Genomic DNA, 21366 nt, shown 5'->3' with positions numbered 1-21366 from the left:
CATATATCTTCTAAGTCGCTAACTGCAAAAGTATCGGAAAAGGCTTAATGAAAACCATTTAAAATTTCTCACTTGTCCTCCGACTACCTCAATTTTCGCTTTTGTTCTAGCGCAACTCCGCATATGTCAAAGGGCTCACGACGACTATCAATGGTTGGGAAATCTGGATTGGATGGTACTAACTGAAAATACTCCACTCCGTTTTCATCGAATCCTCTAGGACGCCACTTCTTAAAAGTTACTTTTTTCTCTCCATGCTTTAAAGCCACAACAAAATCACCAGGTATAGGCTGAGTATCAGGATCAATCAAAACATACTCTTTAGGCTGGAAGTCTGGAACCATGCTAAGGCCCTCAATAATCACCCAATAAACATTAGGGCCATAATCGCCACTTATCGGCTCATATTCATCTGCTATAGCCCCATCGTGGTACTCACAGAATTTACCTGCCTGTACGAAATTAAGGACTGGGACCTGCCTTACTTGTGTATCCTGCAAACGTTTGAAGTTGTCACCATCCCCCAATTCCGTTTCCAGATCCTTAAACATTAGATCCGATACATCGTATTTAAAAAATGATGCGTACTTTGAAACGGTTTTCTGTGAAGGACTTTCTGTCTCACCATTAATAATTCTAAAAGTTGTAGATTGTGCGATGCCCGACGCATCTTGCAATTGATATGCATTCAAATTGTGCTTACTTAATAAGTATGTAAGGTTCTTTGCGATGTAATTCATCTTTAAGTGGCTCATAACAAGTCCAAATGATGTTCTATTTTTATGCATTTCTGCATATTTTGAAAGCTTCTATCCATAAATGGGTTTACTCTATGCAAAAATGCATTATAATAAGTTCAGTTAATCAATTATGGAGACTGACATGCATCCTGCTAGAAAAATCGAAGCTCTGATAGGAGCTGGCATGACTCAACTCACTATTTCGGCGGCAACGGGTATTGACCAATCCAAAATTTCTCGCATAGCTTCTGGCGCTATTAAAAACCCTAGATGGGACGACGCCGAGGCACTTAACGTTTTATATGCTCAGACAATCAACAAGCAACCCGTCGAACCCGCTTAACCCAAATGTTACGCAAAGCTTGCTACTAACAATACGTTTTTACCTTAGGACACGACACGATGAACGTTATCGACGCGGCGCACAAGACAGTACATAACCCTAAAAACGGCGGTAGCCCTGCGCTAGCTGCTCGAATGGATATGTCGTCCACGGTGCTTAACAGCAAAGTAAACCCAAACTGTGACACTCATCATTTAAGACTAGATGAAGCGTTAACGATTATGGAGTTTACTAATGACTATAAGATGATCCACGCGATGGCACACCAATTGGGCGGCGTGTTTTGCAAAGTAGATGCTGGCGCGACTGAAGGCGATTTACTGATGACAGTGCTAAGCACGGGCGCGCGTCAAGGTGAAGTGGTCGCTGAGATGCACAAGGCTCTGGAAGATGGCCGGATCGACTGCTCAGAGTACAAAGCTTTGACTGACAAGATACAGCGGTCTTTGGCTACGCTTCGCGCGCTACAGCTGCAGCTGGATGATCATTGTGGGGGTGACAAATGAATTGCGATAACTGCCCATACCCCATTGGTGACAAGTGTTGTCATCTAAGCGCATCGGCTGACGATGCGGCTTGGCGACGTGAGCTAGAGCATACGCAAAGGGTAGAAGAGTTAAGACGCAAAAATACAGACAAAGAAAAACCCCAATCAGTTCGCACCTGATCGGGGTTTTGGTATTTCTTTAACATGAAATTTTCTCAAGGTTTATTTAATCATGACGGACTCAAAAATGCAAGCCCAATCACTCATAGATAACGGCTATCACATCGTACCACTTAAAGCTGGGCATAAAGGCCCAGTTATTAAGTCTTGGCAGTCGCGCGAGTTTACAGCGGCTGATATTGACGCGGGTATTGGTGTGAAATGCGGTGTGGGTGATTATCCGATTTGTGCTATTGATGTCGATGTGTTAGATGCCGATCTAGTGGCTAGCTTTAGTGTGTGGGTACAAGATAACTACGGCATTACTTGTGAACGCGTGGGTAATGCGCCAAAGACAATGCTTATTTATCGTATGTCTGGCCCTGCTTGGCGCAAAAATACTAGCAGTTGGTTTACAGACACTGACGGCGTTAAGCAGCGCTTAGAGATCTTAGGTAAAGGACAACAGTTTGTTGCCTATCACATCCATCCTGATACTGGGCAGCCATATGATTGGGTCGATTTTCTAGGAGGCCTTGAGGCTAATCACGTATTGGATCTGCCAAGTATAAGCGCCGCCGACGTAATAGACATCATCGCTCAGTTTGAGCAAATGGCGGCAGACGCTGGGCTTATTGCCGACGGCGAAACAAGCACCAAACTTATGAGAGCTAAAGCTGATCCTGAAGACTTCACCGCAAACATTAAAGTAGGTCTGTCTATCAAAGAGGCTAAAGATCTTTTAGCACATATCGATGCGTCAGACTATGACAAATGGCTGCAGGTCGGTATGGCGCTGCACCATGAGTTTGATGGCGGTACTGATGCCCTAGCGCTATATGACGAATGGTCAGCGACAGCACATAACTACTCAAGTATCGAAGATATCACTAAGCGTTGGGATAGTTTTGGTGGTGACGGTATCACGGCACGTACCCTTATTAAATGGGGTAACGAGGCCAATGCTAAGTATGAGCGCAGTATTAAGCACGCGCTGTTAGATACTTATCTGTCAGATATTGAAAGCAGTGAAGACGTCTTTGAGCTTGCCGACGAAGTACTGACAGCCATCGGTAAACAGCTTAGCAAAAATGATGTAGTCTCAATTAAAGCGGTACGTGATGCGGCGAAGAAAAAAGCTGACAGCTTAGGCTATCCGCTGACTGTTAAAGAGATTGACGCCAAGCTTGGTGTTAAACGTGACCGTGGACAAGATGAGCTTGAAGCACAGACTGAGCTTACTGAGTTTGGTAACGCCAAGCGCATGCTTGATGATCACCGCGATACGATTATGTTTGTCGCTGAGACTGAGAGCTGGTACACCTGGGAAGGTAACTACTGGCGCAGAGCATCGCACACTGATATCGAGAGACTGGCTAAGCAGACACTTACTGACATGGTCAAAGACTTTGACAGTCTTGGACTTATGAGCAAAGACGAGCAGTTTGACTTCATCCGTCAATCACTCAATGCCCGAATGGTCAGCAACATGGTCAAGCTTATCCGCTCTGAAGATGACGTACTGATCAACATTACTGAACTTGATAATAACAAAATGCTATTTGGCGTGGCCAACGGTGCCATCGATTTAACCACGGGTAAGTTATTACCTGCAGATCCGCATGACCGTATCACCATTGCCTCTGATGTCGATTATATCCCTAGTGCTAAATGCCCGGTCTTTGAGCAGACGCTTAAAGATGTGTTCTGTGACGATGGTGACATGATTGATTTCTTCCAGCGCTTAGTCGGCTATACCATGCTAGGCACGCCCAACGAAGACATCATCGTCATACCTTATGGCTCCGGCAGTAATGGTAAGTCGACTGTCCTTGGCGCTATCCGCGATGTGTTTGCTGATCACGCTAAGACTGCAGCTAATGAGACCTTCATGGGCTCAAAGTTTGGCGGCGGTGGCGGTGGTCCACGTGAGGATATTCTGCGTCTCATGGGCAGCCGCTTTGTTTATGTCAGTGAGCCGGACGAAAATAGCGCACTGCGCGAAGGCTTAGTTAAGGCCATGACTGGTGGTGAGGCTATGCCAGCACGAGCTGCTTATGCGAGGGCCACCGTTGAGGTTATGCCCACGTGGACAGTCTTTATGCCGACTAACCACAAACCTATTATTAAAGGTGATGACCATGGTATCTGGCGGCGCATCCTACCTATCCCCTTCGAGCGTAACTTTGACAATGATCCTGATGTGGTAAAAGACAAAGACCGTGGTGAGAAGCTGGCAGCTGAGAAGACAGGTATCTTAGCTTGGTGCGTCCGCGGTGCCTTGGAGTACCAGCGCATCGGTCTAGCTATCCCAGACAAGATACAAGCGGCGCGCGATGAGTATAAGGCCGACATGGATCTGCTTGCTGACTGGATTAACGACTGCTGTGAGATTGGCCCTAAGCAGTGGTCTGGTAGCACAGAGATATGGAAGTCCTGGGAACAATACGCCAATGAGCGCGGTGAGCTGCGCTACATACCCAACGCCAGGTCATTAGGTAAGCGTTTAAGCTCACGTGGTTTTACTTCTTTCAAAAACGCCCACGGGTATCGTGGCCGCGGTTTCAACGGAATCGCAGTTAAAAGCGATTTTGAAACCGTAGAAAATGCGGATTAGTTATTTTTTGCAGATTGTTTTTGATATTTGGGTCGTTTGGGGCGTTTAGAAGTCATTTTCATAAAACTCCTATACACGTGTAAGAACTATTTTATTTTAGCGTTTAAACGACCCAAACGACCCAAGGTGTTAATCCGTTTGTTTTTTATTTATATATCTTCTTATTTTTCAATAGTTTAAAAGAAAAGATAAAGAAATAGAGATAATATAATCCTTTTTGCTTAGGCTATTTTATAAACAGGAGACTGACCGTGGCCAACAGTACAACCCGCATCGTATGCCAGATTGGTGGGAAGACAGTTGGCACCAGCTATTACTTGTACTCGGATGGCAAGATCAGGTTTTGGCACATAGGTCATCAGCAGTACGAGAAATACTCCCCTGCGGATTTTAAGAGAATGTTTAGATTGGAGCAGTTATGACAGACGATAATAAAGGACAGAAGCAAGATGCAGGTAAGCCTCAGCTAAGCCTACTGCCATACGCTCCCCTGTGTGCAGTGGCTGAGGTGCTCGCCTACGGCTGTGAGAAGTACAGCAAAGATAACTGGCAACACGTGCCCGAAGGCCGTCAGCGGTACATAGACGCTCTACTTCGACACGCTCATGCTTATGCTTATGCTTATGCAGATGGCGAGACACACGACGATGAGAGCGGACTACATCATCTAGCGCACGCAGCGTGTAATGCTTTATTTGTGATTTGGTTTGATACGAGAGGTGCACGATGCAAATAAGTAGCGACGATCTTTGGGCGTTCGGTGAGTGGGCATTAGATAATAGTGTGTGCGGACACCTTGATGTAAAATCAAACTGGATGATGTTGATGCGAGATAACATAGAGGATCCGGATAGATATGTACCCAAGTATCCACCAATTAGCGATGCGCTGGCCGACAAAATAGACAAAGCAATAGCTAAACTCATGCGGCACGATGAGGCATTGGCGATATTGTTTTTAAGATATTACGTGTATAGGTACACTTATCGACAACTCGCAGAGCGCTACGAATGTAGCCGTAATAAAATAGATAAGATGCTAAGCGAGGCAACCGGATTTATCATCGGCGCTGTGAGCAGCGAAGAAAGTACTTGCCTGTCATGACAAGAAGTGGTATAAAGTATACAGAGTCAAAGATTACAACTACACCACACATTCATTAAGCCCTACCCTAGCCGGTAGGGCTTTTTGCGTTTGGAGCAAAACATGCCACACACCCCTTGTCGCCAACGCGGATGCCCAAACATCGTTAAACGTAAAGACAAGGGCTATTGTGATGAGCACGCAGATCAACGTAGCAATTGGACCAAGCGCCAACGCAGATTTGGTAACAGCGGTCAACGCGGCTACGGGCATGAGTGGCGCAAACTGCGCAAGACGGTACTTGAGCGTGACGATTATCTCTGTGTAATTTGCAGAGATACAGGCGTACTTATACCAGCGACTGACGTTGATCACATTGTGCCCAAAGCTCAAGGCGGGACTGATGACTCAAATAATTTACAGTCGCTGTGCAAGTCTTGCCATCGCCGTAAGACGGCTAATGAATAGCTCCGGGGTAGGTAAAAAGTTCGGAGTCAAGCCCGAAATGACCGCCCCCCTCCTCAAATTTTTATGACCGCGAAATTAAAAGTTTAGGTAAGGACTCAAAATGACACGTGGACGCAAGCCAAAACCAACAGAGCTTAAACGCTTGGCCGGCAATCCTGGCAAGCGTCCGCTGAATGACGCAGAGCCTGAATTTACACTTATAAAAAAAGTTGACGCACCAGAGTGGTTAGGCGAACTAGCGACAACGATGTGGGAAACTGTAATACCAGAATTGCTAGATGCCAAAATATTGACAGTGCCAGACTTGCATAACGTCGAGTCATTTTGCATGGCTTACCAACGCTGGCGGCAAGCTGAAGAAGAGATCGACAGAGTAGGCATTACAATCGAGACTGAAAAATCAACTATTAAAAATCCAGCTGTCACCGTGGCCAACGAAGCCAAAAAGCAGATGGTGCAATTCGGCAGTCTACTCGGCTTAGATCCAAGCAGTCGCAGTCGCTTGATGGGTGCGGCTAAAGATAATAAGCCTGACAACCCATTTGCTGATCTATGATGTATAATTGGTTAAAGCAATTACGAGAGATTACGTGATGGAGCTAATCAACGAAGCTTTAAAAAATAAATTAGATACAGTACTGGCAGCCAGCTTATTGCCCGTTAAAATAACAGTTTCTCCAATGTGTCACAGTATGCTTATGAGAGAATTAGACTATCAAGGTATTTATGATAAACAACCAACATACCACGGGATACCAATTGAAGAAAATCGTGAAGTTGAAGGTTTCGAAATAACCGTTAAATAATTAAAAGATTTTAAAAAGCCCACCCATCACGGTGGGCTTTTTAATGCCCGAGATAAACACATGGCCCGCAGTAAAACACCCAATGTCTCTAAAGCTGAGAAATATGCTAGAGACGTGGTTGCGGGGAAAATAATAGCGTGCAAGTGGATAAAGCTAGCATGCCAAAAGCATCTAGATGATAAAAAACAAGTCAAAAATAAATCATATCCGTATAAGTTTGACCGAGACAAAGCGGAAAAAGTAGCCAAGTTTATTCAGCTACTACCGCACACCAAAGGCAAGTGGGCTCAGAAACGGCAATTATTAAAGCTTGAGCCGTGGCAGATATTTGCAGTTTGCATCCCGTTCGGCTGGATCAAGAAAAAAGATGGCAAACGACGTTACCAAAAGATTGACCTGTACGTGCCCCGTAAAAACGGTAAGTCAGCATTGGCTGCGGGCATCGGCAATTACATGTTCTGTGCTGATGGTGAGTATGGAGCCGAGATTTATAGTGGAGCGACAACAGAGAAGCAAGCATGGGAAGTATTCCGCCCTGCTAAGCTCATGGTAGAACGCACGCCACAGCTCAAAGATTATTACGGTGTAGAAGTCAACGCCTCGAACATGCATATCGTGATAGATGGTAGCCGTTTTGAACCGATCATCGGTAAGCCTGGCGATGGTTCAAGCCCATCTTGTGCGATTGTTGATGAGTATCACGAGCACAAAGACTCTACGCTGTATGACACGATGGAAACGGGCATGGGCGCACGAGAGCAGCCCATATTGCTTACCATCACCACGGCAGGTAGCAACATTGGCGGCCCGTGCTATATGCGCATGCGTGACTGTCAAAAAATGCTCGAGGGTACGATTGATATGCCCGACACATGGGCAATGATTTTTACTATCGATAAAGACGATGATTGGACAGATCCGCTAGTACTGATAAAAGCCAACCCCAACTACAACATATCAGTTGGCGGTGAGTTTCTAGAATCGCGGCAACGAGACGCCAAGCAGTCAGCACGTAAGCAAAACACTTTTCGCACCAAGCATCTGAACGAATGGGTGGGCGCTAAAGAAGCTTGGATGAACATGGCCAAGTGGCAGGAAGCGCCCAAGCGCAAAACGCTTGCCGAGCTTGAGGGCAGACCTTGCTACATAGGTCTCGATCTCGCTACAAAAATTGATATTGTCGCTACGATTCTCTTGTTTCCACCGACTGCGGACGACCCCTACTATCACGTCCACGGGCGTTACTATTTACCTGATGCTCGCATTTTAGACGATCAAGGCGAGGTAAATACGGAGCTATACCAGACCTTCGCCAATGAGGGGCTATTAACCCTAACCATGGGCGAAGTGGTCGACTTTGACATTATCAAAGATGATTTATTTGAGTTTGCGGGGCGCTTTGATGTGCAAGAAATTGCTTACGACCCTTGGCAAGCTACGCAGCTCGCGCAGGACCTCGAAAAAGAGGATCTGACAATGGTCGAGATACGCCACACCGTACAAAACATATCCGAGCCAATGAAGGAGCTTGAAGCACTGGTACTGCGCAAACTGCTCGCTCACGGCGGATGCCCTGTAATGACATGGATGATGTCAAACGTCGTCGCTAAAGTGGACGCCAAGGATAATATTTACCCCAACAAAGAGCGCGCTGAGAACAAAATCGACGGACCTGTGGCTTGTATTATGGCGTTGGCCAGAGCGAGTGTGCATGACCAAGATAACGGTTTAGATAATTTTGCAAGCAACCCAATTATGGTAGGGATATGAAAAAACGAATAGGCCCTATCAGGGCTGCAATATTAGAGTTTATGGGAGTGCCATCTGAGATAACACAGTTAAGCGCCAATCAGGTCTTATCTTTGTTAGGCGGTGGTACGCAAACATCCAGCGGTAAAAATGTCACTGTAGATAGCGCATTGCAATTATCTACAGTGTGGGCTTGTGTACGGTTGATTAGTGAAACGGTTTCGACGCTACCGCTTAGAGTCTATCAGAATAATGATGATGGCAGCCGCACCTTGGCTAAGTCGCATCACTTATACAAGCTACTTTGTAAGAAGCCCAATGCGGAGTTTACGCCTAGCCGCTTTCGATTGATGATTGTGGCTAGTATTTGCCTGTGGGGTAATGCATATGTCGAAAAGATTTATATTGGCAAGCGCTTAGTATCATTAGAGCCGCTTTTGCCACAGCGCATCACAGTGAAGCGGTTAAAAAACGGCAGCCTTGAATATAAAGAAGTTAAAAATGGTAAAGAGCGCGTTATCCCAGAAAACCGCATCTTGCATATTCGTGGGTTTGGGACAGATGGAATTAATGGACTGGCTACTATATATCAAGGGAGAGAGACGGTAGGTAGTGCAACCGCTGCTGATCAAAGTGCTGGCAAGTTCTTCAAAAAAGGAATGCAGCCGTCCGGGTTTCTGACCACTGATGTACAGTTAAATGAAAAACAAAGAGGTCAGATTGGCGACAACGTTACTAAATATGCGATGAGTGAAAATGCTGGTCGCATCATGGTGCTAGAAGCTGGCATGAAATACCAGAACATCACTATGAATCCTGAGGCTGCTCAGTTACTACAAACTCGAAGCTACAACGTTGAAGAGTTGTGCCGATTGTGGCGTGTGCCGCCCTTTATGATTGGTCACATGGATAAAGCATCAAGCTGGGCGTCATCAACTGAAGCTCAAATGCTGCACTTTTTAACAAATACATTACGCCCTTTGTTAGTCAATATTGAGCAAGAGCTTGCAGCCAGTCTATTGGACCCGCGAGAAAGCGACGATATTACAATCGAGTTTTCCGTTGAAGGCTTGCTGAGGGCTGACAGCAAGGGTCGTGCAGAATATTACAACAGCGCTCTTAATAACGGTTGGATGAATCGCAATGAAGTAAGGCGACTTGAAAACTTACCGCCAGTACCTGGCGGCGATGTCTATACAGTGCAGTCTGCGCTAATAAATCTTGAGCATGTTGGCAAAAATTACGGAGCTAAAAACAATGGACCGACGCAGTAAACTACCCAAAGCACCAGAGACCAAAGAGCGTCCACAGGTGCAAAGTGATGTAACGCCAAAAGCTCGTGAATTATGGGATGGTGCTATCAAAGCTTCTGATACTAGCGAAGATGACAACGTTATCAATATTTTGGATGCCATCGGTTACGACTGGTGGACAGATAGCGGTACCACTGCTAAGAGAATAAATGCAGCGCTAAAATACATTGGCCGTGATAGCGATGTGATTGTAAATATTAATAGCCCAGGCGGCGATGTATTCGAAGGTTTGGCAATCTACAACCTCTTGCGTGAGCATAAAGGCAAAGTAACAGTTCGTATTTTAGGCATTGCTGCAAGTGCTGCATCATTCATAGCTATGGCTGCAGACGATCTACAAATTGCCAGAGCAGGCTTTCTTATGATTCATAACAGTTGGACGATTGCAGCGGGTGATCGCAATAATTTACGCGATGTGGCTGACTTCTTAGAGCAAATCGACGGCACTATCGCTGATGTCTACCATGTACGCAGCGGTATAGATGCTGGCGAGTTAGCAGCACGAATGGATACAGAAACATGGATTAGCGGCAAAACAGCCGTAGAAACCGGCATGGCTGACGGTTTCCTTGATTCCGACATTGTTACAAAAGACGAAGATACTAAAAACACATCTAACGCGGTGCGCAAGATTGACAAGCTGATGGCCATGCAAGGCATTCCACGCAGCGAGCGACGCGAACTAATTGCAGAGATTAAACAGGGTACGCAAGACGCTGCCCAATTAGGTATGCATGACGCTACCGAAATACCGCAGGATCTGATCAATGATTTGCGTGCTGTAGCCGCTAAATTTGAGCAGTTAAACGCTTAACCCTCAACCAGATTAAACATTAGAAACCCACCATTTGGTGGGTTTTCGCATTTATGGAGATAGGCATTATGTCTGACCTTGAAATTAAAAACACGCTTGAAGCTGTGAACAAGCAATTGAAAAAAGCTAACGAAGAGTTGCTGCCAAAAGCGGAAAATGCGCTTAAAAAAGCTGAGAAGTCTGAAGAGTTATCTGCTCAAACAAAAAATGAGTTAGATAAACTAATAACAACCGCCAACGCTTTGGAGGTTGCTAAAAACGATCTTGAAGTTCGTATTGGTGAAGCGGAGCAGTTATTCGCACGTCACAAAAGTGATGCAGGTAATAAAACCTTCCAAACAGCCGGCCAAATTGTTGCTAACCACGAAGGCCTACCAGAATTTGTAGAGGGTATTCAGGCGGGTCAAAAAATCCGCATTCCAGTTGGCAACGCTATTACATCACCTGATGTTCCCGATGGTATTATCGCACCAACTCGCATCCCTGGTATTGACCAAGCACCTAAACAGCGGTTATTTATTCGCGACTTAATCGCACCCGGCAAAACAGATAGTAATGCTATCTTCTGGGTACAAGAAAGCGGATTTACCAACAATGCAGCTGCTGTCGCTGAAAACGCTCAAAAGCCTTACTCTACCATGACTTTTGATACCAAAATTACACCAGTGGCTACCATTGCCCATATGTTTAAAGCATCCAAACAAGTGTTAGATGACTTTAAACAGTTGATGTCTACTATCGATGTAGAAATGCGTTTTGGTTTAAAGCAAAAAGAAGAAGAGCAAATCTTATTTGGTAATGGTACTGGAGCAAATCTAAACGGAATTATGCCCCAGGCCGAAGAGTTCAATCCTCTTATTAAGCTTGCTGGTGAGTCTACTAACATTGATGTGGTACGTTTGGCAATGCTGCAGTGCCGCCTTGCACGTATGCCTGCCACTGGCACAGTGATGGACTTCTTGGAATGGGCGAAAATCGAACTGACTAAAAACAGTCTTGGTAATTACATTATTGCCAACCCAATGGGGTTCTTGGAAAAAACGCTATGGGCCTTGCCAGTTGTCGATACTGACGAGCCAAACTTCAAAGGCAAGTTCTTAACTGGCGCCTTTGCAAGTGGTGCTCAAATCTTTGACCGCGAAGAAGCTAACGTGGTGATCTCTACTGAAAACGTAGATGACTTTGAGAAAAACATGATCTCTATCCGCTGCGAAGAACGTTTGGCGTTAGCGCTTAAGCGCCCCGAAGCGTTTGTTAAGGGTGAATTTGCTACGGCAGTTGCAGGTTTGAACGCAGATTCTTAGTCATCAATGGTCAGTGGTATCAAAACAATCAAGAAAGACAGCTATTAGCAGCTGTCTTTTTTATGGAGATAACATCATGTTTGTACGCACACTTACCGACGTCATGGTCGGTAATAAAACTATTATGGAAGGCCACACGGCCGAAGCAACAAAAAGCGAAGGGCGTGACCTGATCGCAAAAGGCTACGCCGAAGAAGTTGATGCATTAGACGCCAGTGACGTTGAAGCTAAGGCTAGTGATGTAGCTGATATTGACGACATGACTGGTCCAGAGCTTAAACAGTATTTAACTGAGCGAGGCGTTGAATTTAAATCGAGCTCTAGAGTCGATGATCTGAAAGATTTGGCCAAGTCGATTAACCAGTCTTAAAACAAAGGTTAACCATGATTACTCTTGAGCAAGCCAAATACCAATGCCGAATCGAGCAAGATGAACACGAAGAAGATGCCTTGCTTGAGGGTTATATACGTGCTGCTCGTAGTTATTGCCAAGCTTGGCTAGATCGGACTATCTATGATACTGCGGTACCAAGTGATGACACGGACGGCATTATCGATAACGCCTCTATAGACCAAGCTTGCTTGTTGCTAATTGGACACTGGTATGCCAATCGTGAAGCTGTTGTGATTGGAACGATAACAGCTGAAGTGCCATTGGCAGTACAAGCTTTACTCCAACCATATCGTCGCATGGGGGTTTAAAAATGGCAGTCAAGGCTGGCAAGCTACGCCATCGCGTCAAAATATATAAACCTGTTACCAAATCAGGTCCACTGAACAGTGGATCAAAGCCCACATGGGAGCATGCACTTACACTATGGGCGGAGTTTACGCCGCTGTCAGTTAAAGACGTAATCAATGCCAAGGCGGCGGATAGTCAGATCCGCGCTCGCTGTAAGCTGCGCTATCGCACTGACATCACTAGCAAAATGCGCGTGGAGTACATGGGACTGATGTATGACATCGATGGCGATCCGCTACCCGATGACAACAGCGGCCGTGAATATATTACTTTGATGTTAAAGAGTACGAGATGAGCGATGATTGGGGCAGCATTGAGATCAACGGGCTCAATGAGCTTGATGCCAAGCTCGCTGAACTTGATAACGAATTGGCAGGTAAGGCGCTATTTAGCGCACTTAATGTCGCATTGACGCCGGTGGTTAAGGAGGCAAAGCAAAGAGCGCTGGTCGCACCTGAACCGCACACCATGACTAAAAAAGGTGGTCAAAAAGTGTTAGTGCAACCGGGGCTTTTATCATCTGCTATCCGTAAAAAGCGCCTCCCAAAATCCGAGCACATTGGCGAATTTGCTCAAGGTGCAGTAATGGGCGTCTATGTCGGCAAGGGCACTAAGCAAAAAGAGTTTCCAAATTACTGGCACATCCCCGAGTACGGCAGTGTCAAGCAGCCCGCCACTCCTTATCTGCGACCCGCTTTTGACCACAATGTTGATCTGATGATTGAGCGATTTAGCGACAAGCTCGCTAAAAATATCGATAAATATACGACAAATGGATAACGCTAATGATCGCTGCCGTACAGCTAGAAGCCATCTTAAACTCACTGGTCAGCAATCGCGTCTATGCAGACGTTGCAACCGAACACGACGACAGCACCCTGCCTTATATCACATACACCGACGTCAGCACCGTACCAGAAAACACACTAGACGGCTTCACCGGCCACGAGTGGGTGCGGATGCAAATAGACGTCTGGCACGATGATAAATACGAGAGCATATTATTAGCCAATAAAGTTATTAATGCTATTAACAGCAATATTAAACCCTCTGTATATGGCGGTAAAACTGGCTCGCGCGATACAGAGTCAGGACTTTACCGCCAGTTAATAGAATATGAATTTTGGCAAACCACCCCAACCGAGTAATTAAACCTAGGAGTACACAATGGCAGTAGAAAATCTAGTCGATAGCTTTTATCAACTTTTCGTCAGTACTGACGGTTCAGTGTTTAATAAAGTAAAGCATCTACAGAAGTGTGACCCACTGACGCAAGAAAAAACACTTGATGATGTCACCGCTACAGATGACCGTCGCACCGTCAAAGCTGTCGTTGACTTTACAGAAGATAGTGAGATTGAGTTTGAGTATGTACTTGATCCAACCGATGCTCAGCACACTGTAATCCAAACTGCTTTTGATGACGGTACGGAGCTAACTTGGCAGTTAAAATTTGTTGAAGCATCTGGCTTGAGCCGTGAGTTTAAGGGCATGGTCAGTAAGCTCACACCGAGTGCAGATGACAACAAAAAGAAAATCCGTATGAGCGGCACAATCACTATTACTAGCGAACCAAGCAAGTCCCTTACTCCCTAAGTCAAAGTATTTCTAACTAAACCCATTCTAAAATCAACCCAATGCCCGCTTGCTTAATGCGGGCTTAACTATTTAAGGCAAAGAAAAATGGCTAAATCAACCATGTTAAGTAAAGCGAATATTTTATCTGCTATCAGTACTGCAATGACTCCTGAGCTATTATCAATTCCAGAGCTAGGCGGTGATGTCTATATTAAACCGCATACCGCTGGAGAGCGAGAAGCATTAGAGACTGCTTTTGGTGAGCAGAGGGACAAGAATGGCATTCGTGCCACCGTATTTGTCCATAGCGTTTGCGATGCTGAGGGTAACTTACTATTTGCTGAAGATGACATTGAGCAAGTGAAGCAGCTACCCGCCAAGATAGTCTCTAAAGTGTTTAACAAGAGCAATGAAATCAACGGCATCTCTACTGATGCAGTAGATAAAGCAGGAAAAAACTCTTAAGCCGTCCAACTCGTAGATTTTTATTTAAGCTCGCCGCGCATCTTGGCATGACAGTCGGCGAACTGTCTGCCAAGCTGTCTGCTAGCGAGCTATATGAGTGGATGGCTTATGATAGATTCGACCCAATTGGCGGCTACAGACAAGACATACAGACCGCGCATCTGCTCTATGCAAAATATAGAGATGATGAAAAGAAAATCAGTGACTTCTTACCAATCGATCCAAATCCGATGACTGATGAGCAACGGGCCGAATATGAAAAACGACAACAGATAGAACAGTTACGCTTGCAAACTGAGCGCTTGCAGGCGATGTTTGACAAGCCGTCGCTATAAGTAGTAACTTGATTGCTACTTATAGCGGGGGATGTTATGAAAAGATTTTTAGTAATAGGATGTTTGATAGCCACTTGCCATACATATGCAGATGATGACATTCAAAATGCCATCGATGAGCTAAGTAATAAAGCTCATAATACAGGCATGTACATAAAAAAGAATGAAGACGGTGAAGTGGTTTTGACTAATGAACAGCCACAAAATAACTTTGACAAGTTTTCTAGAAAAGTGCCTTTACACTATGCGCCTGAGCTTTTTGATTCACCCTTAGATCGCTCACCAAATGTCAAAATAGGCATGACCAAAGCACAGGTAGAAGCACATACTACTTGGGGCATACCTTCAAGTGTCAGCAAAACTACGGACGCTTATGGCGTTATAGAGATATGGCATTATGATGTGTCTAAAATGCTTGTTTTTAAAAATGGCAGACTCGTGACAATTTACGAATAAATTTTACGAATAAATAAGAGCCTCAGTCAGTGATGACTGGGGTTTTTTAATGCCCAGAATAAAATAAGGAACTGTAGCATGGCAAAAGTATTATCCCGTCTCGATATTTTGCTACATGCTAATACAGCTAACTATCGTCGTGATATTAGACGAGCCAGTGACGATACAAAGAAAGAGCTGATGAGTATCGAATCAGCCAGCAAGTCACTGAAAAAGAATCTTGCCATTGGTTTTGGCGGTGTGGCTGGTTTGGTTGGCGGGCTAGTCTCACAGCTTGTACCCGTGCAGCGGGAGTTTGACACACTTAATGCACAGCTCATCACTGCGACTGGCGGCATGGATAACGCTAGTAAAGCATTTAGCGCGCTACAAGATTTTGCGACCAAAACTCCCTACAGCTTATCGCAAAGTGTCGAGGGCTTTAGCCAGCTAGTAAACCTTGGCTTGCATCCATCAGAGCAAGCCATGATGTCGTTTGGCGATACGGCGTCAGCGATGGGCAAAGACCTGTCGCAAATGATCGAAGCCGTAGCTGACGCAGCCACTGGCGAATTTGAACGCTTAAAAGAATTTGGTATCAAAGCGAAATCTGAGGGCAATAAAGTCGCTTTCACGTTCCAGAACGTCACAACTACGATCGGTAAAAACGCTAGTGAGATTGAGCAGTACCTTATTGATCTTGGCAAAACAAACTTTGCTGGCGCTATGGCGGAGCGTATGAGTACGCTCGATGGTGCGATATCGAATCTGGGAGATAGTTATAATAACTTGCTACTCAATATCAGCCAAAAAGTAGAGCTGTTAAAAGACTCAAGCATTGGTCAAACTTTAGCAGACAGCGTACGTGTTGGTATTACCGCACTTGATACGCTTAACCAATTCATCGACTCCGGTTTGCTAACAGATATATTACCCGGTGCTGTACTGACTACCGCAGGCGCTTTTGTTTATCTCAACCGCACCGCTTTGGCGTCGGTCGTCGTGCATGGCGCCGCGGCTACGAAAGCATTTGTGAGTAATGCTGCTGCGGCCACGGCCAATGCTACTAGCACCGCACGACTTGCTGCCAGCTTAATGGCCATCGTCAATGGGACGACCCCAGCGCAACTTGCCATGCACAGATATCGCACTGCTATTGTCAGTGCAACCCAAGCCTCGCTTGCTTTTATCCGCACCTTTCCCGCAACCATATCTGGACTACGTGCAAAAAGCGTCGCTGCCATGACTGCAGCTAGGTCTATGCTCAGCTTAAGCGCTGCCAGTAAAGCAGGCGCGGCGTCCGTTGTGTTAGTTGGACGTGGCGCAATGGGCGCGGGCACAGCGTTAAAGTCACTTGGTACTATTATTAACCGTCACCCAATTATGTTTATGGCTGGCGTATTGGCAACCATCGTCGTTGGTACAGAGGGCTTAACTGGGGCGATGGAAAGCTTAGGCGATGCGCTTGGCGTAACGGCGCTAATTATGTCAGACCTTGCAAGCGCTGCAGTACAAGGCTTTGGCATGATGTGGGATTCAGCCAGCAACTTCCTCGGAAGCCTAGTATCTGGATCAGATAGCGCCACCAGCACGGCTGGTAATTATTTCTCAAGCTTATTCGCTGGTACACAGGGCGGCTTTGTTGGATTGATACAAGTAGCAGCGTCTGTGTTTGATGATATGGGTACTGCAGCACTAACTTTTACAAAGTTGACATGGCAAAACACTAAATCCATGGGTGTCGCTGTCAAAAATGTATTTAAAGGTGTTGGCAACACAGCTATTAGTATTTTTGAGGGTATGACAAACGGCATTGTCAGTCGCATCAACTTCGTCATAGGCGGTGTTAATTTATTAATTAAGGGTGCAAGCGCCGCATCTGAGCTGTTTGGCGGTACCAAGTTTAGTGAAATAGGTAAACTTGGTAATGCCAACTTCGGACGCCTCTCGTATGAAGACGCTGGGTTCGGTTGGGATTGGCAGGGTGAAAAAGCCAAAAACCAATTAACTGGACTACGGGATTACACAGATGGAGTGGTTAATCAATTTAACCGCCAAAAAAACGCCGCAGTTAAGACAACATATAGCTTAGATGACTTAGCTATAGCAAACGATACAGCAGCACAGTCCGCAGAAGATGCAGGTAAAGCAGCCGATAAGTCGGGCAAAGCTATTAAAGGTATGGGTAAGAAGGCAAAAGATAGTGCTAATGATATGAAAAGCTTGATAGACAGCTATTATGATTACATAGCGGGTATCGAGCGTGAAATGTATGAGTTAACACCGCCGTTTACTACTGAACTGTATAAAATCCAGTTTGAAATAGAAAATATAAACGGTAAGTTTAAAGACTTACCAAAAATCATGAAAGACAATTTGCGCGAAGCAGCGGCAGAATTAGATCAATATCGATTGGCAGATAAATTTAGATCTATCGCTATAGATATGGATAAAGATTTCGCTTTAGCAGGGAGCAACTCAACTCTGGCGCAATGGGTTTATGATTTAAATGATGCTAGCAACAGCATGTCTCAATTGAATGACACTTTAAAAGAGAATCTTAAACACTTGGCGGCGCGTGCCGATCAATCCAAGTTTGATCTATATCATAAAGAGCAAACAGATGATTTAGTCAAACAGAGTGCCTTATTGTATGAACAGTCACAACTACATAAGCAATTCTTGGAAGCTGATCATGAAAAGCTAGATGTACTAAAAGAATATCAAGCATTAGCTGATAACGGCTATCAAAAAGAGTTTGATTTAATCGAGAAAAAACTTGATGAAGTTGCAGCGTTTAAACGCCAACTGGCTACAGAGACAGCTTATCTAGAAATCAGGCAAAATCTGCGCTCAGAAGATGAGAAGCGTCTTGATGCGCTACGCGAGCAGCTTACTGTCTTGGATGAGATGGATAAACTTGGCGTTGATGTCAACCAACCTCGCAACCAAATATTAAACAGCTTATCTCTTAGCAAATATGAGTCTGCATATCAGTCAGTCGGTAGCAAAGCGGAAAGCGACATCATTGGTATCAACCAGATAGCATCAAAGGCCGCAGCTGAATACTCTGCTATCTATAAGACGTTAGATGCATTACGAGATGCAGGATTAATTGCTGAAGTAGAGTATCAAGATCGACTCTTAAAACTCGAAACTGAGTACGCTGACAAACGCTTAAAGATTGCCCAAGATCTAGAAGAAGCTCAAAGAGCGCTACAGATAGAGCGTATCCAATCCGCCGAAAATATGTTCGGTAGCTTGGCCGCAATCACTGGCGGCTTCTTTGGACAACAGTCTAAAGCTTATCGCGCTATGTTTGTCATGGAAAAATCGATGGCTATAGCACGCAGTATTATGGCGATAAAGACAGGTATAGCTCTGGCTGCAGCACAACCATTCCCAATGAATCTAGGAGCTATCGCTAGTGTTGCTGCCGCCACAGCAGATATTGTCAAAAGCATACAAGAGATTCGCCAACCTGCCATCATTGGCCAAGCCCACAGCGGCTTGGATTATGTACCTCGCGAAGGCACTTACTTACTTGACCAAGGTGAAGCGGTCATCAAGCGCCGTGAAAACGAACGCTTAAGTAAGTTTTTGGATAACCCGAAGAGTAGTAATGATAGTCCTAACATCAACGTTAACGTCTCAGTAACGGTTAATGCCAGCGGCGGCACATCCATTGAGTCTCAAAATAAAATGGGCGCAGAGATGGGCAATGTCATTGCTGCCGTCGCGCAGAAACAGATCATCAAAGAGCTCAGCCCTGGCGGTGAAATTTATCGGCGGATGCGCTAAACCACTAACCCAACCATCTATCCCAGCCCTGCGCTGGGTTTTTTAATGGGAAAAATAAATGAAGACATTTAACTGGCGAATGAACATGGGTCCCAGTAAAGAGACCCAGTTTAGAGTCAATCGTACCCAGTTTGGCGATGGCTACGCGCAGCTATCGACTATCGGCATCAATAATAAATCACAATCGTGGTCTGGCAACAAGACTGGAGACTACCAAACGGTGATCAAACCTATCGAGCAATTTCTTGATGAGCACGCTGGGTCACGACCGTTCCTTTGGACCAATCCGCATGGCCAAACCAAACAATATATTTGCACTGGCTACTCGACGTCTCAGCGCAAAGGCAACATGTGGCAAATCTCCCTTAAGTTCGAACAATTTACTAGCGTATAAGGATTAATGATATGACAGTACAAATACCCGACCCCGGCTTAGGCGATGGTCGTACCGGCGATAATGAGTATGTTTTTAGGTCTAAAGTTAAGTCTAATTTTAGTGATCAGAGTAATGCGGCGAGTCGGTTGGTTGGTACAGAGAATAAAAATGTAATAGAAATAACAGGACTAGGGATGGGCAGTAGTGGATTAGGTGTAATACATGATCAGATACCTAACACAGTACATTATCCAGATTTTGATATAAATCAAAGCAACAAACTGCATAATGGACTATACGCAGTTGATTCAACATATCGCGTCGATAATCCCACCAAAGTGGCAGGTCTTACTACTAATTTTGCACTTTTAAACATAAACTCACGTATTGATGATAAACGTGGGTGTCAGATTGCATTACCCCGTTTTACAAATAAAGTTTTTTTGATGATGCGTACAATGAATGCAGATGAGGCAGGCGGTTGGACAGAGTTTTACAACTCAAAATCAACGAGTATTTATCAAACAACAACCGCATCATCACCAAACGTTTTTGTCACAAGCACAGGTGAGTTGCAACGCTCAACATCATCGGAGCGGTATAAAAATATCATCGCAGAGCTTGAGCTTGATGACGATGCTTATCAAAAAGCGCTAGCTGTTAAACCGATTGTTTATCGCTCCACCGCTCCCGCAGACAATCCTAATTGGCACTACTACTCGTTCAGCGCTGAAAAACTAGGTGAATATGATCCCGCTTTTACACTTTGGCGCAACACTGAAACTGTCACTGATGACGAAGGTAACACAGAGACAGTTGAGCTGGATACTCCGCTTGCCGAGGGCATTAACTTAAATGCTATCGTCGCTTTGCAGCATGCTGTCATTGTCAAACAGGGCAAGTTAATTGCTAGTCTTGAAAAGCGAATTATGGATGTTGAAAATGCTATCGAGTGATTTACAAAAGCTCAGCGTCACCGGGCTTGTCACGCTCTATGAGTTGGATGCTACCAAGCTAGGCGGCGACGTCTATCGGTGGCATGGCCATGTGTCATTTGAAGACTGGCGCTATATTTATGAATACACTAACAAGGCTGAATTTACAGACAAGACCAAGTTTATTGCCCCAGTGGGCAGAGACGATATTTATAAAAAAAATATCATCTGGCAAGGGCAGACTTTCAGCCCCATGCCTATCACCACCGACGGTTTAGAGATTCGTGGTGACAGTAGACCGTCCTCACCATCTCTCGCTATTGCTAATATGATTGATGGTCAACTTGGCGCTGTAGGTGTCCTTTGTGCTTACTTTAATGACTTCGTCGGCGCCAAGCTTAAAGTGATACGTGTCTTAGCTAAATATCTAGACGCTGCCAACTTCGCCGACGGCAACCCGTCTGCCGACCCCACGCAATTTGGTTTCCAGGACTGGGAAATCAACAAAAAAACAAGAGAGTCGCTAAGTGAATCATCAAGCGAAGTGGTCTTTGAATTAAGCACCCCTCTCACAGCTCAAAATCAAAAAATCCCCTCACGCACGATTACAAAATACTGTGATTGGTGTATCAAAGGCAAATATCGTGGCGAGTCATGCGGTTATACCGGCGCTGCTATGTTTACCAAAGACGGTAAGCCTACAGATAATCCAGCCTTGGATGAGTGCGGAGGACTTATTCGAGATTGTAAGTTGCGATTCGGTGAGAACCAGCCACTTAGGCACGGCGGGTTCGCTTCGTCGCGCATCAGTTAAGG

The 21366-nt window shown here is 45.2% G+C and carries 27 protein-coding genes; 26 read left to right on the top strand and 1 reads right to left on the bottom strand.

The window, feature by feature from the left end; translation table 11 throughout:
• Window positions 1-83: 83 nt before the first annotated feature.
• Window positions 84-755, bottom strand: coding sequence for a LexA family transcriptional regulator (locus EGV92_RS11940; RefSeq protein WP_165525618.1), 672 nt, complete (start codon window positions 753-755; stop codon window positions 84-86).
• 169 nt (window positions 756-924) lie between these two features.
• On the opposite strand from EGV92_RS11940, the gene EGV92_RS13985 reads away from it, so the two are divergent.
• The 26 genes from EGV92_RS13985 (at window position 925) to EGV92_RS11820 (ending at window position 21364) form a co-directional block, all read left to right on the top strand.
• Window positions 925-1083 (top strand): helix-turn-helix domain-containing protein, encoded by a 159-nt coding sequence (locus EGV92_RS13985; protein WP_165525617.1) that lies wholly within the window; start codon window positions 925-927, stop codon window positions 1081-1083.
• A gap of 59 nt (window positions 1084-1142) precedes the next feature.
• A complete protein-coding gene (locus EGV92_RS11935) occupies window positions 1143-1589 on the top strand; it encodes a phage regulatory CII family protein (protein WP_131669532.1) in 447 nt (148 codons plus the stop codon).
• Window positions 1586-1750, top strand: a complete 165-nt coding sequence (locus tag EGV92_RS13980; RefSeq protein ID WP_165525616.1) for a hypothetical protein — start codon at window positions 1586-1588, stop codon at window positions 1748-1750. Before EGV92_RS11935 ends, EGV92_RS13980 begins: the two co-directional genes overlap by 4 nt.
• A gap of 52 nt (window positions 1751-1802) precedes the next feature.
• On the top strand, window positions 1803-4346 hold the full coding sequence (locus EGV92_RS11930) for a phage/plasmid primase, P4 family (RefSeq protein ID WP_131669531.1): 2544 nt from the start codon (window positions 1803-1805) through the stop codon (window positions 4344-4346).
• 418 nt (window positions 4347-4764) lie between these two features.
• Window positions 4765-5082: a dATP/dGTP diphosphohydrolase domain-containing protein gene (locus EGV92_RS11925; protein ID WP_131669530.1), complete on the top strand. Its 318-nt coding sequence runs from the start codon at window positions 4765-4767 to the stop codon at window positions 5080-5082.
• Complete coding sequence (locus EGV92_RS11920) at window positions 5073-5450, top strand: antiterminator Q family protein (RefSeq protein WP_131669529.1); 378 nt, start codon at window positions 5073-5075, stop codon at window positions 5448-5450. The genes EGV92_RS11925 and EGV92_RS11920 overlap by 10 nt, the downstream gene beginning before the upstream one ends.
• Before the next feature lie 102 nt (window positions 5451-5552).
• Window positions 5553-5897, top strand: coding sequence for an HNH endonuclease (locus EGV92_RS11915; protein WP_131669528.1), 345 nt, complete (start codon window positions 5553-5555; stop codon window positions 5895-5897).
• Between the two features lie 100 nt (window positions 5898-5997).
• Window positions 5998-6453: a phage terminase small subunit P27 family gene (locus EGV92_RS11910; RefSeq protein ID WP_131669527.1), complete on the top strand. Its 456-nt coding sequence runs from the start codon at window positions 5998-6000 to the stop codon at window positions 6451-6453.
• Between the two features lie 34 nt (window positions 6454-6487).
• The gene (locus tag EGV92_RS11905; protein ID WP_131669526.1) at window positions 6488-6703 is read left to right on the top strand and encodes a hypothetical protein; all 216 of its coding nucleotides are present in this window, start codon (window positions 6488-6490) and stop codon (window positions 6701-6703) included.
• Window positions 6704-6763: 60 nt separating this feature from the next.
• Window positions 6764-8473 carry a terminase large subunit gene (locus EGV92_RS11900; protein WP_131669525.1) on the top strand — a complete coding sequence of 570 codons (1710 nt, stop codon included), beginning with the start codon at window positions 6764-6766 and terminating at the stop codon, window positions 8471-8473.
• Window positions 8470-9726, top strand: a complete 1257-nt coding sequence (locus EGV92_RS11895; RefSeq protein ID WP_131669524.1) for a phage portal protein — start codon at window positions 8470-8472, stop codon at window positions 9724-9726. The genes EGV92_RS11900 and EGV92_RS11895 overlap by 4 nt, the downstream gene beginning before the upstream one ends.
• Entirely contained in the window at window positions 9710-10579 is an 870-nt protein-coding gene (locus tag EGV92_RS11890) for a head maturation protease, ClpP-related (protein ID WP_131669523.1), read from the top strand. Before EGV92_RS11895 ends, EGV92_RS11890 begins: the two co-directional genes overlap by 17 nt.
• A 68-nt stretch (window positions 10580-10647) precedes the next feature.
• A complete protein-coding gene (locus EGV92_RS11885; protein ID WP_131669522.1) occupies window positions 10648-11883 on the top strand; it encodes a phage major capsid protein in 1236 nt (411 codons plus the stop codon).
• A 76-nt stretch (window positions 11884-11959) separates the two neighbouring features.
• The gene (locus EGV92_RS11880) at window positions 11960-12253 is read left to right on the top strand and encodes a hypothetical protein (protein ID WP_131669521.1); all 294 of its coding nucleotides are present in this window, start codon (window positions 11960-11962) and stop codon (window positions 12251-12253) included.
• A gap of 14 nt (window positions 12254-12267) precedes the next feature.
• Window positions 12268-12585, top strand: a complete 318-nt coding sequence (locus EGV92_RS11875) for a head-tail connector protein (protein WP_131669520.1) — start codon at window positions 12268-12270, stop codon at window positions 12583-12585.
• Between the two features lie 2 nt (window positions 12586-12587).
• Window positions 12588-12920 (top strand): phage head closure protein, encoded by a 333-nt coding sequence (locus EGV92_RS11870; RefSeq protein WP_131669519.1) that lies wholly within the window; start codon window positions 12588-12590, stop codon window positions 12918-12920.
• The gene (locus EGV92_RS11865) at window positions 12917-13405 is read left to right on the top strand and encodes an HK97-gp10 family putative phage morphogenesis protein (RefSeq protein ID WP_131669518.1); all 489 of its coding nucleotides are present in this window, start codon (window positions 12917-12919) and stop codon (window positions 13403-13405) included. Before EGV92_RS11870 ends, EGV92_RS11865 begins: the two co-directional genes overlap by 4 nt.
• Window positions 13406-13410: 5 nt before the next feature.
• Window positions 13411-13773 carry a tail completion protein gp17 gene (gene gp17 / locus EGV92_RS11860; protein WP_131669517.1) on the top strand — a complete coding sequence of 121 codons (363 nt, stop codon included), beginning with the start codon at window positions 13411-13413 and terminating at the stop codon, window positions 13771-13773.
• A 19-nt stretch (window positions 13774-13792) separates the two neighbouring features.
• Entirely contained in the window at window positions 13793-14221 is a 429-nt protein-coding gene (locus EGV92_RS11855) for a hypothetical protein (protein ID WP_131669516.1), read from the top strand.
• Window positions 14222-14308: 87 nt separating this feature from the next.
• On the top strand, window positions 14309-14668 hold the full coding sequence (locus EGV92_RS11850; RefSeq protein ID WP_131669515.1) for a phage tail assembly chaperone family protein, TAC: 360 nt from the start codon (window positions 14309-14311) through the stop codon (window positions 14666-14668).
• Window positions 14669-14715: 47 nt separating this feature from the next.
• Window positions 14716-15003 carry a phage tail assembly protein T gene (locus tag EGV92_RS11845; protein ID WP_131669514.1) on the top strand — a complete coding sequence of 96 codons (288 nt, stop codon included), beginning with the start codon at window positions 14716-14718 and terminating at the stop codon, window positions 15001-15003.
• Window positions 15004-15039: 36 nt separating this feature from the next.
• A complete protein-coding gene (locus EGV92_RS11840) occupies window positions 15040-15459 on the top strand; it encodes a hypothetical protein (RefSeq protein ID WP_131669512.1) in 420 nt (139 codons plus the stop codon).
• Between the two features lie 78 nt (window positions 15460-15537).
• The gene (locus tag EGV92_RS11835; protein WP_131669510.1) at window positions 15538-19239 is read left to right on the top strand and encodes a tape measure protein; all 3702 of its coding nucleotides are present in this window, start codon (window positions 15538-15540) and stop codon (window positions 19237-19239) included.
• A gap of 58 nt (window positions 19240-19297) precedes the next feature.
• Entirely contained in the window at window positions 19298-19633 is a 336-nt protein-coding gene (locus EGV92_RS11830) for a phage tail protein (protein ID WP_131669508.1), read from the top strand.
• Between the two features lie 11 nt (window positions 19634-19644).
• A complete protein-coding gene (locus tag EGV92_RS11825; protein ID WP_131669507.1) occupies window positions 19645-20571 on the top strand; it encodes a hypothetical protein in 927 nt (308 codons plus the stop codon).
• Window positions 20558-21364 carry a phage minor tail protein L gene (locus EGV92_RS11820; RefSeq protein WP_131669505.1) on the top strand — a complete coding sequence of 269 codons (807 nt, stop codon included), beginning with the start codon at window positions 20558-20560 and terminating at the stop codon, window positions 21362-21364. The genes EGV92_RS11825 and EGV92_RS11820 overlap by 14 nt, the downstream gene beginning before the upstream one ends.
• Window positions 21365-21366: the final 2 nt, after the last annotated feature.

The sequence above is a fragment of the Psychrobacter pygoscelis genome, assembly GCF_004335015.1.
Lineage (GTDB): Bacteria > Pseudomonadota > Gammaproteobacteria > Pseudomonadales > Moraxellaceae > Psychrobacter > Psychrobacter pygoscelis.
Note: the sequence above shows the minus strand (reverse complement) of the source record. Positions and strands in the feature narration are given on the sequence as shown.

Coding starts and splice junctions, on each gene's coding strand:
- EGV92_RS11940 (WP_165525618.1), bottom strand. CDS start 755: ATGAGCCACTTAAAGATGAATTACATCGCAAAGAACCTTACATACTTA.
- EGV92_RS13985 (WP_165525617.1), top strand. CDS start 925: ATGACTCAACTCACTATTTCGGCGGCAACGGGTATTGACCAATCCAAA.
- EGV92_RS11935 (WP_131669532.1), top strand. CDS start 1,143: ATGAACGTTATCGACGCGGCGCACAAGACAGTACATAACCCTAAAAAC.
- EGV92_RS13980 (WP_165525616.1), top strand. CDS start 1,586: ATGAATTGCGATAACTGCCCATACCCCATTGGTGACAAGTGTTGTCAT.
- EGV92_RS11930 (WP_131669531.1), top strand. CDS start 1,803: ATGACGGACTCAAAAATGCAAGCCCAATCACTCATAGATAACGGCTAT.
- EGV92_RS11925 (WP_131669530.1), top strand. CDS start 4,765: ATGACAGACGATAATAAAGGACAGAAGCAAGATGCAGGTAAGCCTCAG.
- EGV92_RS11920 (WP_131669529.1), top strand. CDS start 5,073: ATGCAAATAAGTAGCGACGATCTTTGGGCGTTCGGTGAGTGGGCATTA.
- EGV92_RS11915 (WP_131669528.1), top strand. CDS start 5,553: ATGCCACACACCCCTTGTCGCCAACGCGGATGCCCAAACATCGTTAAA.
- EGV92_RS11910 (WP_131669527.1), top strand. CDS start 5,998: ATGACACGTGGACGCAAGCCAAAACCAACAGAGCTTAAACGCTTGGCC.
- EGV92_RS11900 (WP_131669525.1), top strand. CDS start 6,764: ATGGCCCGCAGTAAAACACCCAATGTCTCTAAAGCTGAGAAATATGCT.
- EGV92_RS11895 (WP_131669524.1), top strand. CDS start 8,470: ATGAAAAAACGAATAGGCCCTATCAGGGCTGCAATATTAGAGTTTATG.
- EGV92_RS11890 (WP_131669523.1), top strand. CDS start 9,710: ATGGACCGACGCAGTAAACTACCCAAAGCACCAGAGACCAAAGAGCGT.
- EGV92_RS11885 (WP_131669522.1), top strand. CDS start 10,648: ATGTCTGACCTTGAAATTAAAAACACGCTTGAAGCTGTGAACAAGCAA.
- EGV92_RS11880 (WP_131669521.1), top strand. CDS start 11,960: ATGTTTGTACGCACACTTACCGACGTCATGGTCGGTAATAAAACTATT.
- EGV92_RS11875 (WP_131669520.1), top strand. CDS start 12,268: ATGATTACTCTTGAGCAAGCCAAATACCAATGCCGAATCGAGCAAGAT.
- EGV92_RS11870 (WP_131669519.1), top strand. CDS start 12,588: ATGGCAGTCAAGGCTGGCAAGCTACGCCATCGCGTCAAAATATATAAA.
- EGV92_RS11865 (WP_131669518.1), top strand. CDS start 12,917: ATGAGCGATGATTGGGGCAGCATTGAGATCAACGGGCTCAATGAGCTT.
- gp17 (WP_131669517.1), top strand. CDS start 13,411: ATGATCGCTGCCGTACAGCTAGAAGCCATCTTAAACTCACTGGTCAGC.
- EGV92_RS11855 (WP_131669516.1), top strand. CDS start 13,793: ATGGCAGTAGAAAATCTAGTCGATAGCTTTTATCAACTTTTCGTCAGT.
- EGV92_RS11850 (WP_131669515.1), top strand. CDS start 14,309: ATGGCTAAATCAACCATGTTAAGTAAAGCGAATATTTTATCTGCTATC.
- EGV92_RS11845 (WP_131669514.1), top strand. CDS start 14,716: ATGACAGTCGGCGAACTGTCTGCCAAGCTGTCTGCTAGCGAGCTATAT.
- EGV92_RS11840 (WP_131669512.1), top strand. CDS start 15,040: ATGAAAAGATTTTTAGTAATAGGATGTTTGATAGCCACTTGCCATACA.
- EGV92_RS11835 (WP_131669510.1), top strand. CDS start 15,538: ATGGCAAAAGTATTATCCCGTCTCGATATTTTGCTACATGCTAATACA.
- EGV92_RS11830 (WP_131669508.1), top strand. CDS start 19,298: ATGAAGACATTTAACTGGCGAATGAACATGGGTCCCAGTAAAGAGACC.
- EGV92_RS11825 (WP_131669507.1), top strand. CDS start 19,645: ATGACAGTACAAATACCCGACCCCGGCTTAGGCGATGGTCGTACCGGC.
- EGV92_RS11820 (WP_131669505.1), top strand. CDS start 20,558: ATGCTATCGAGTGATTTACAAAAGCTCAGCGTCACCGGGCTTGTCACG.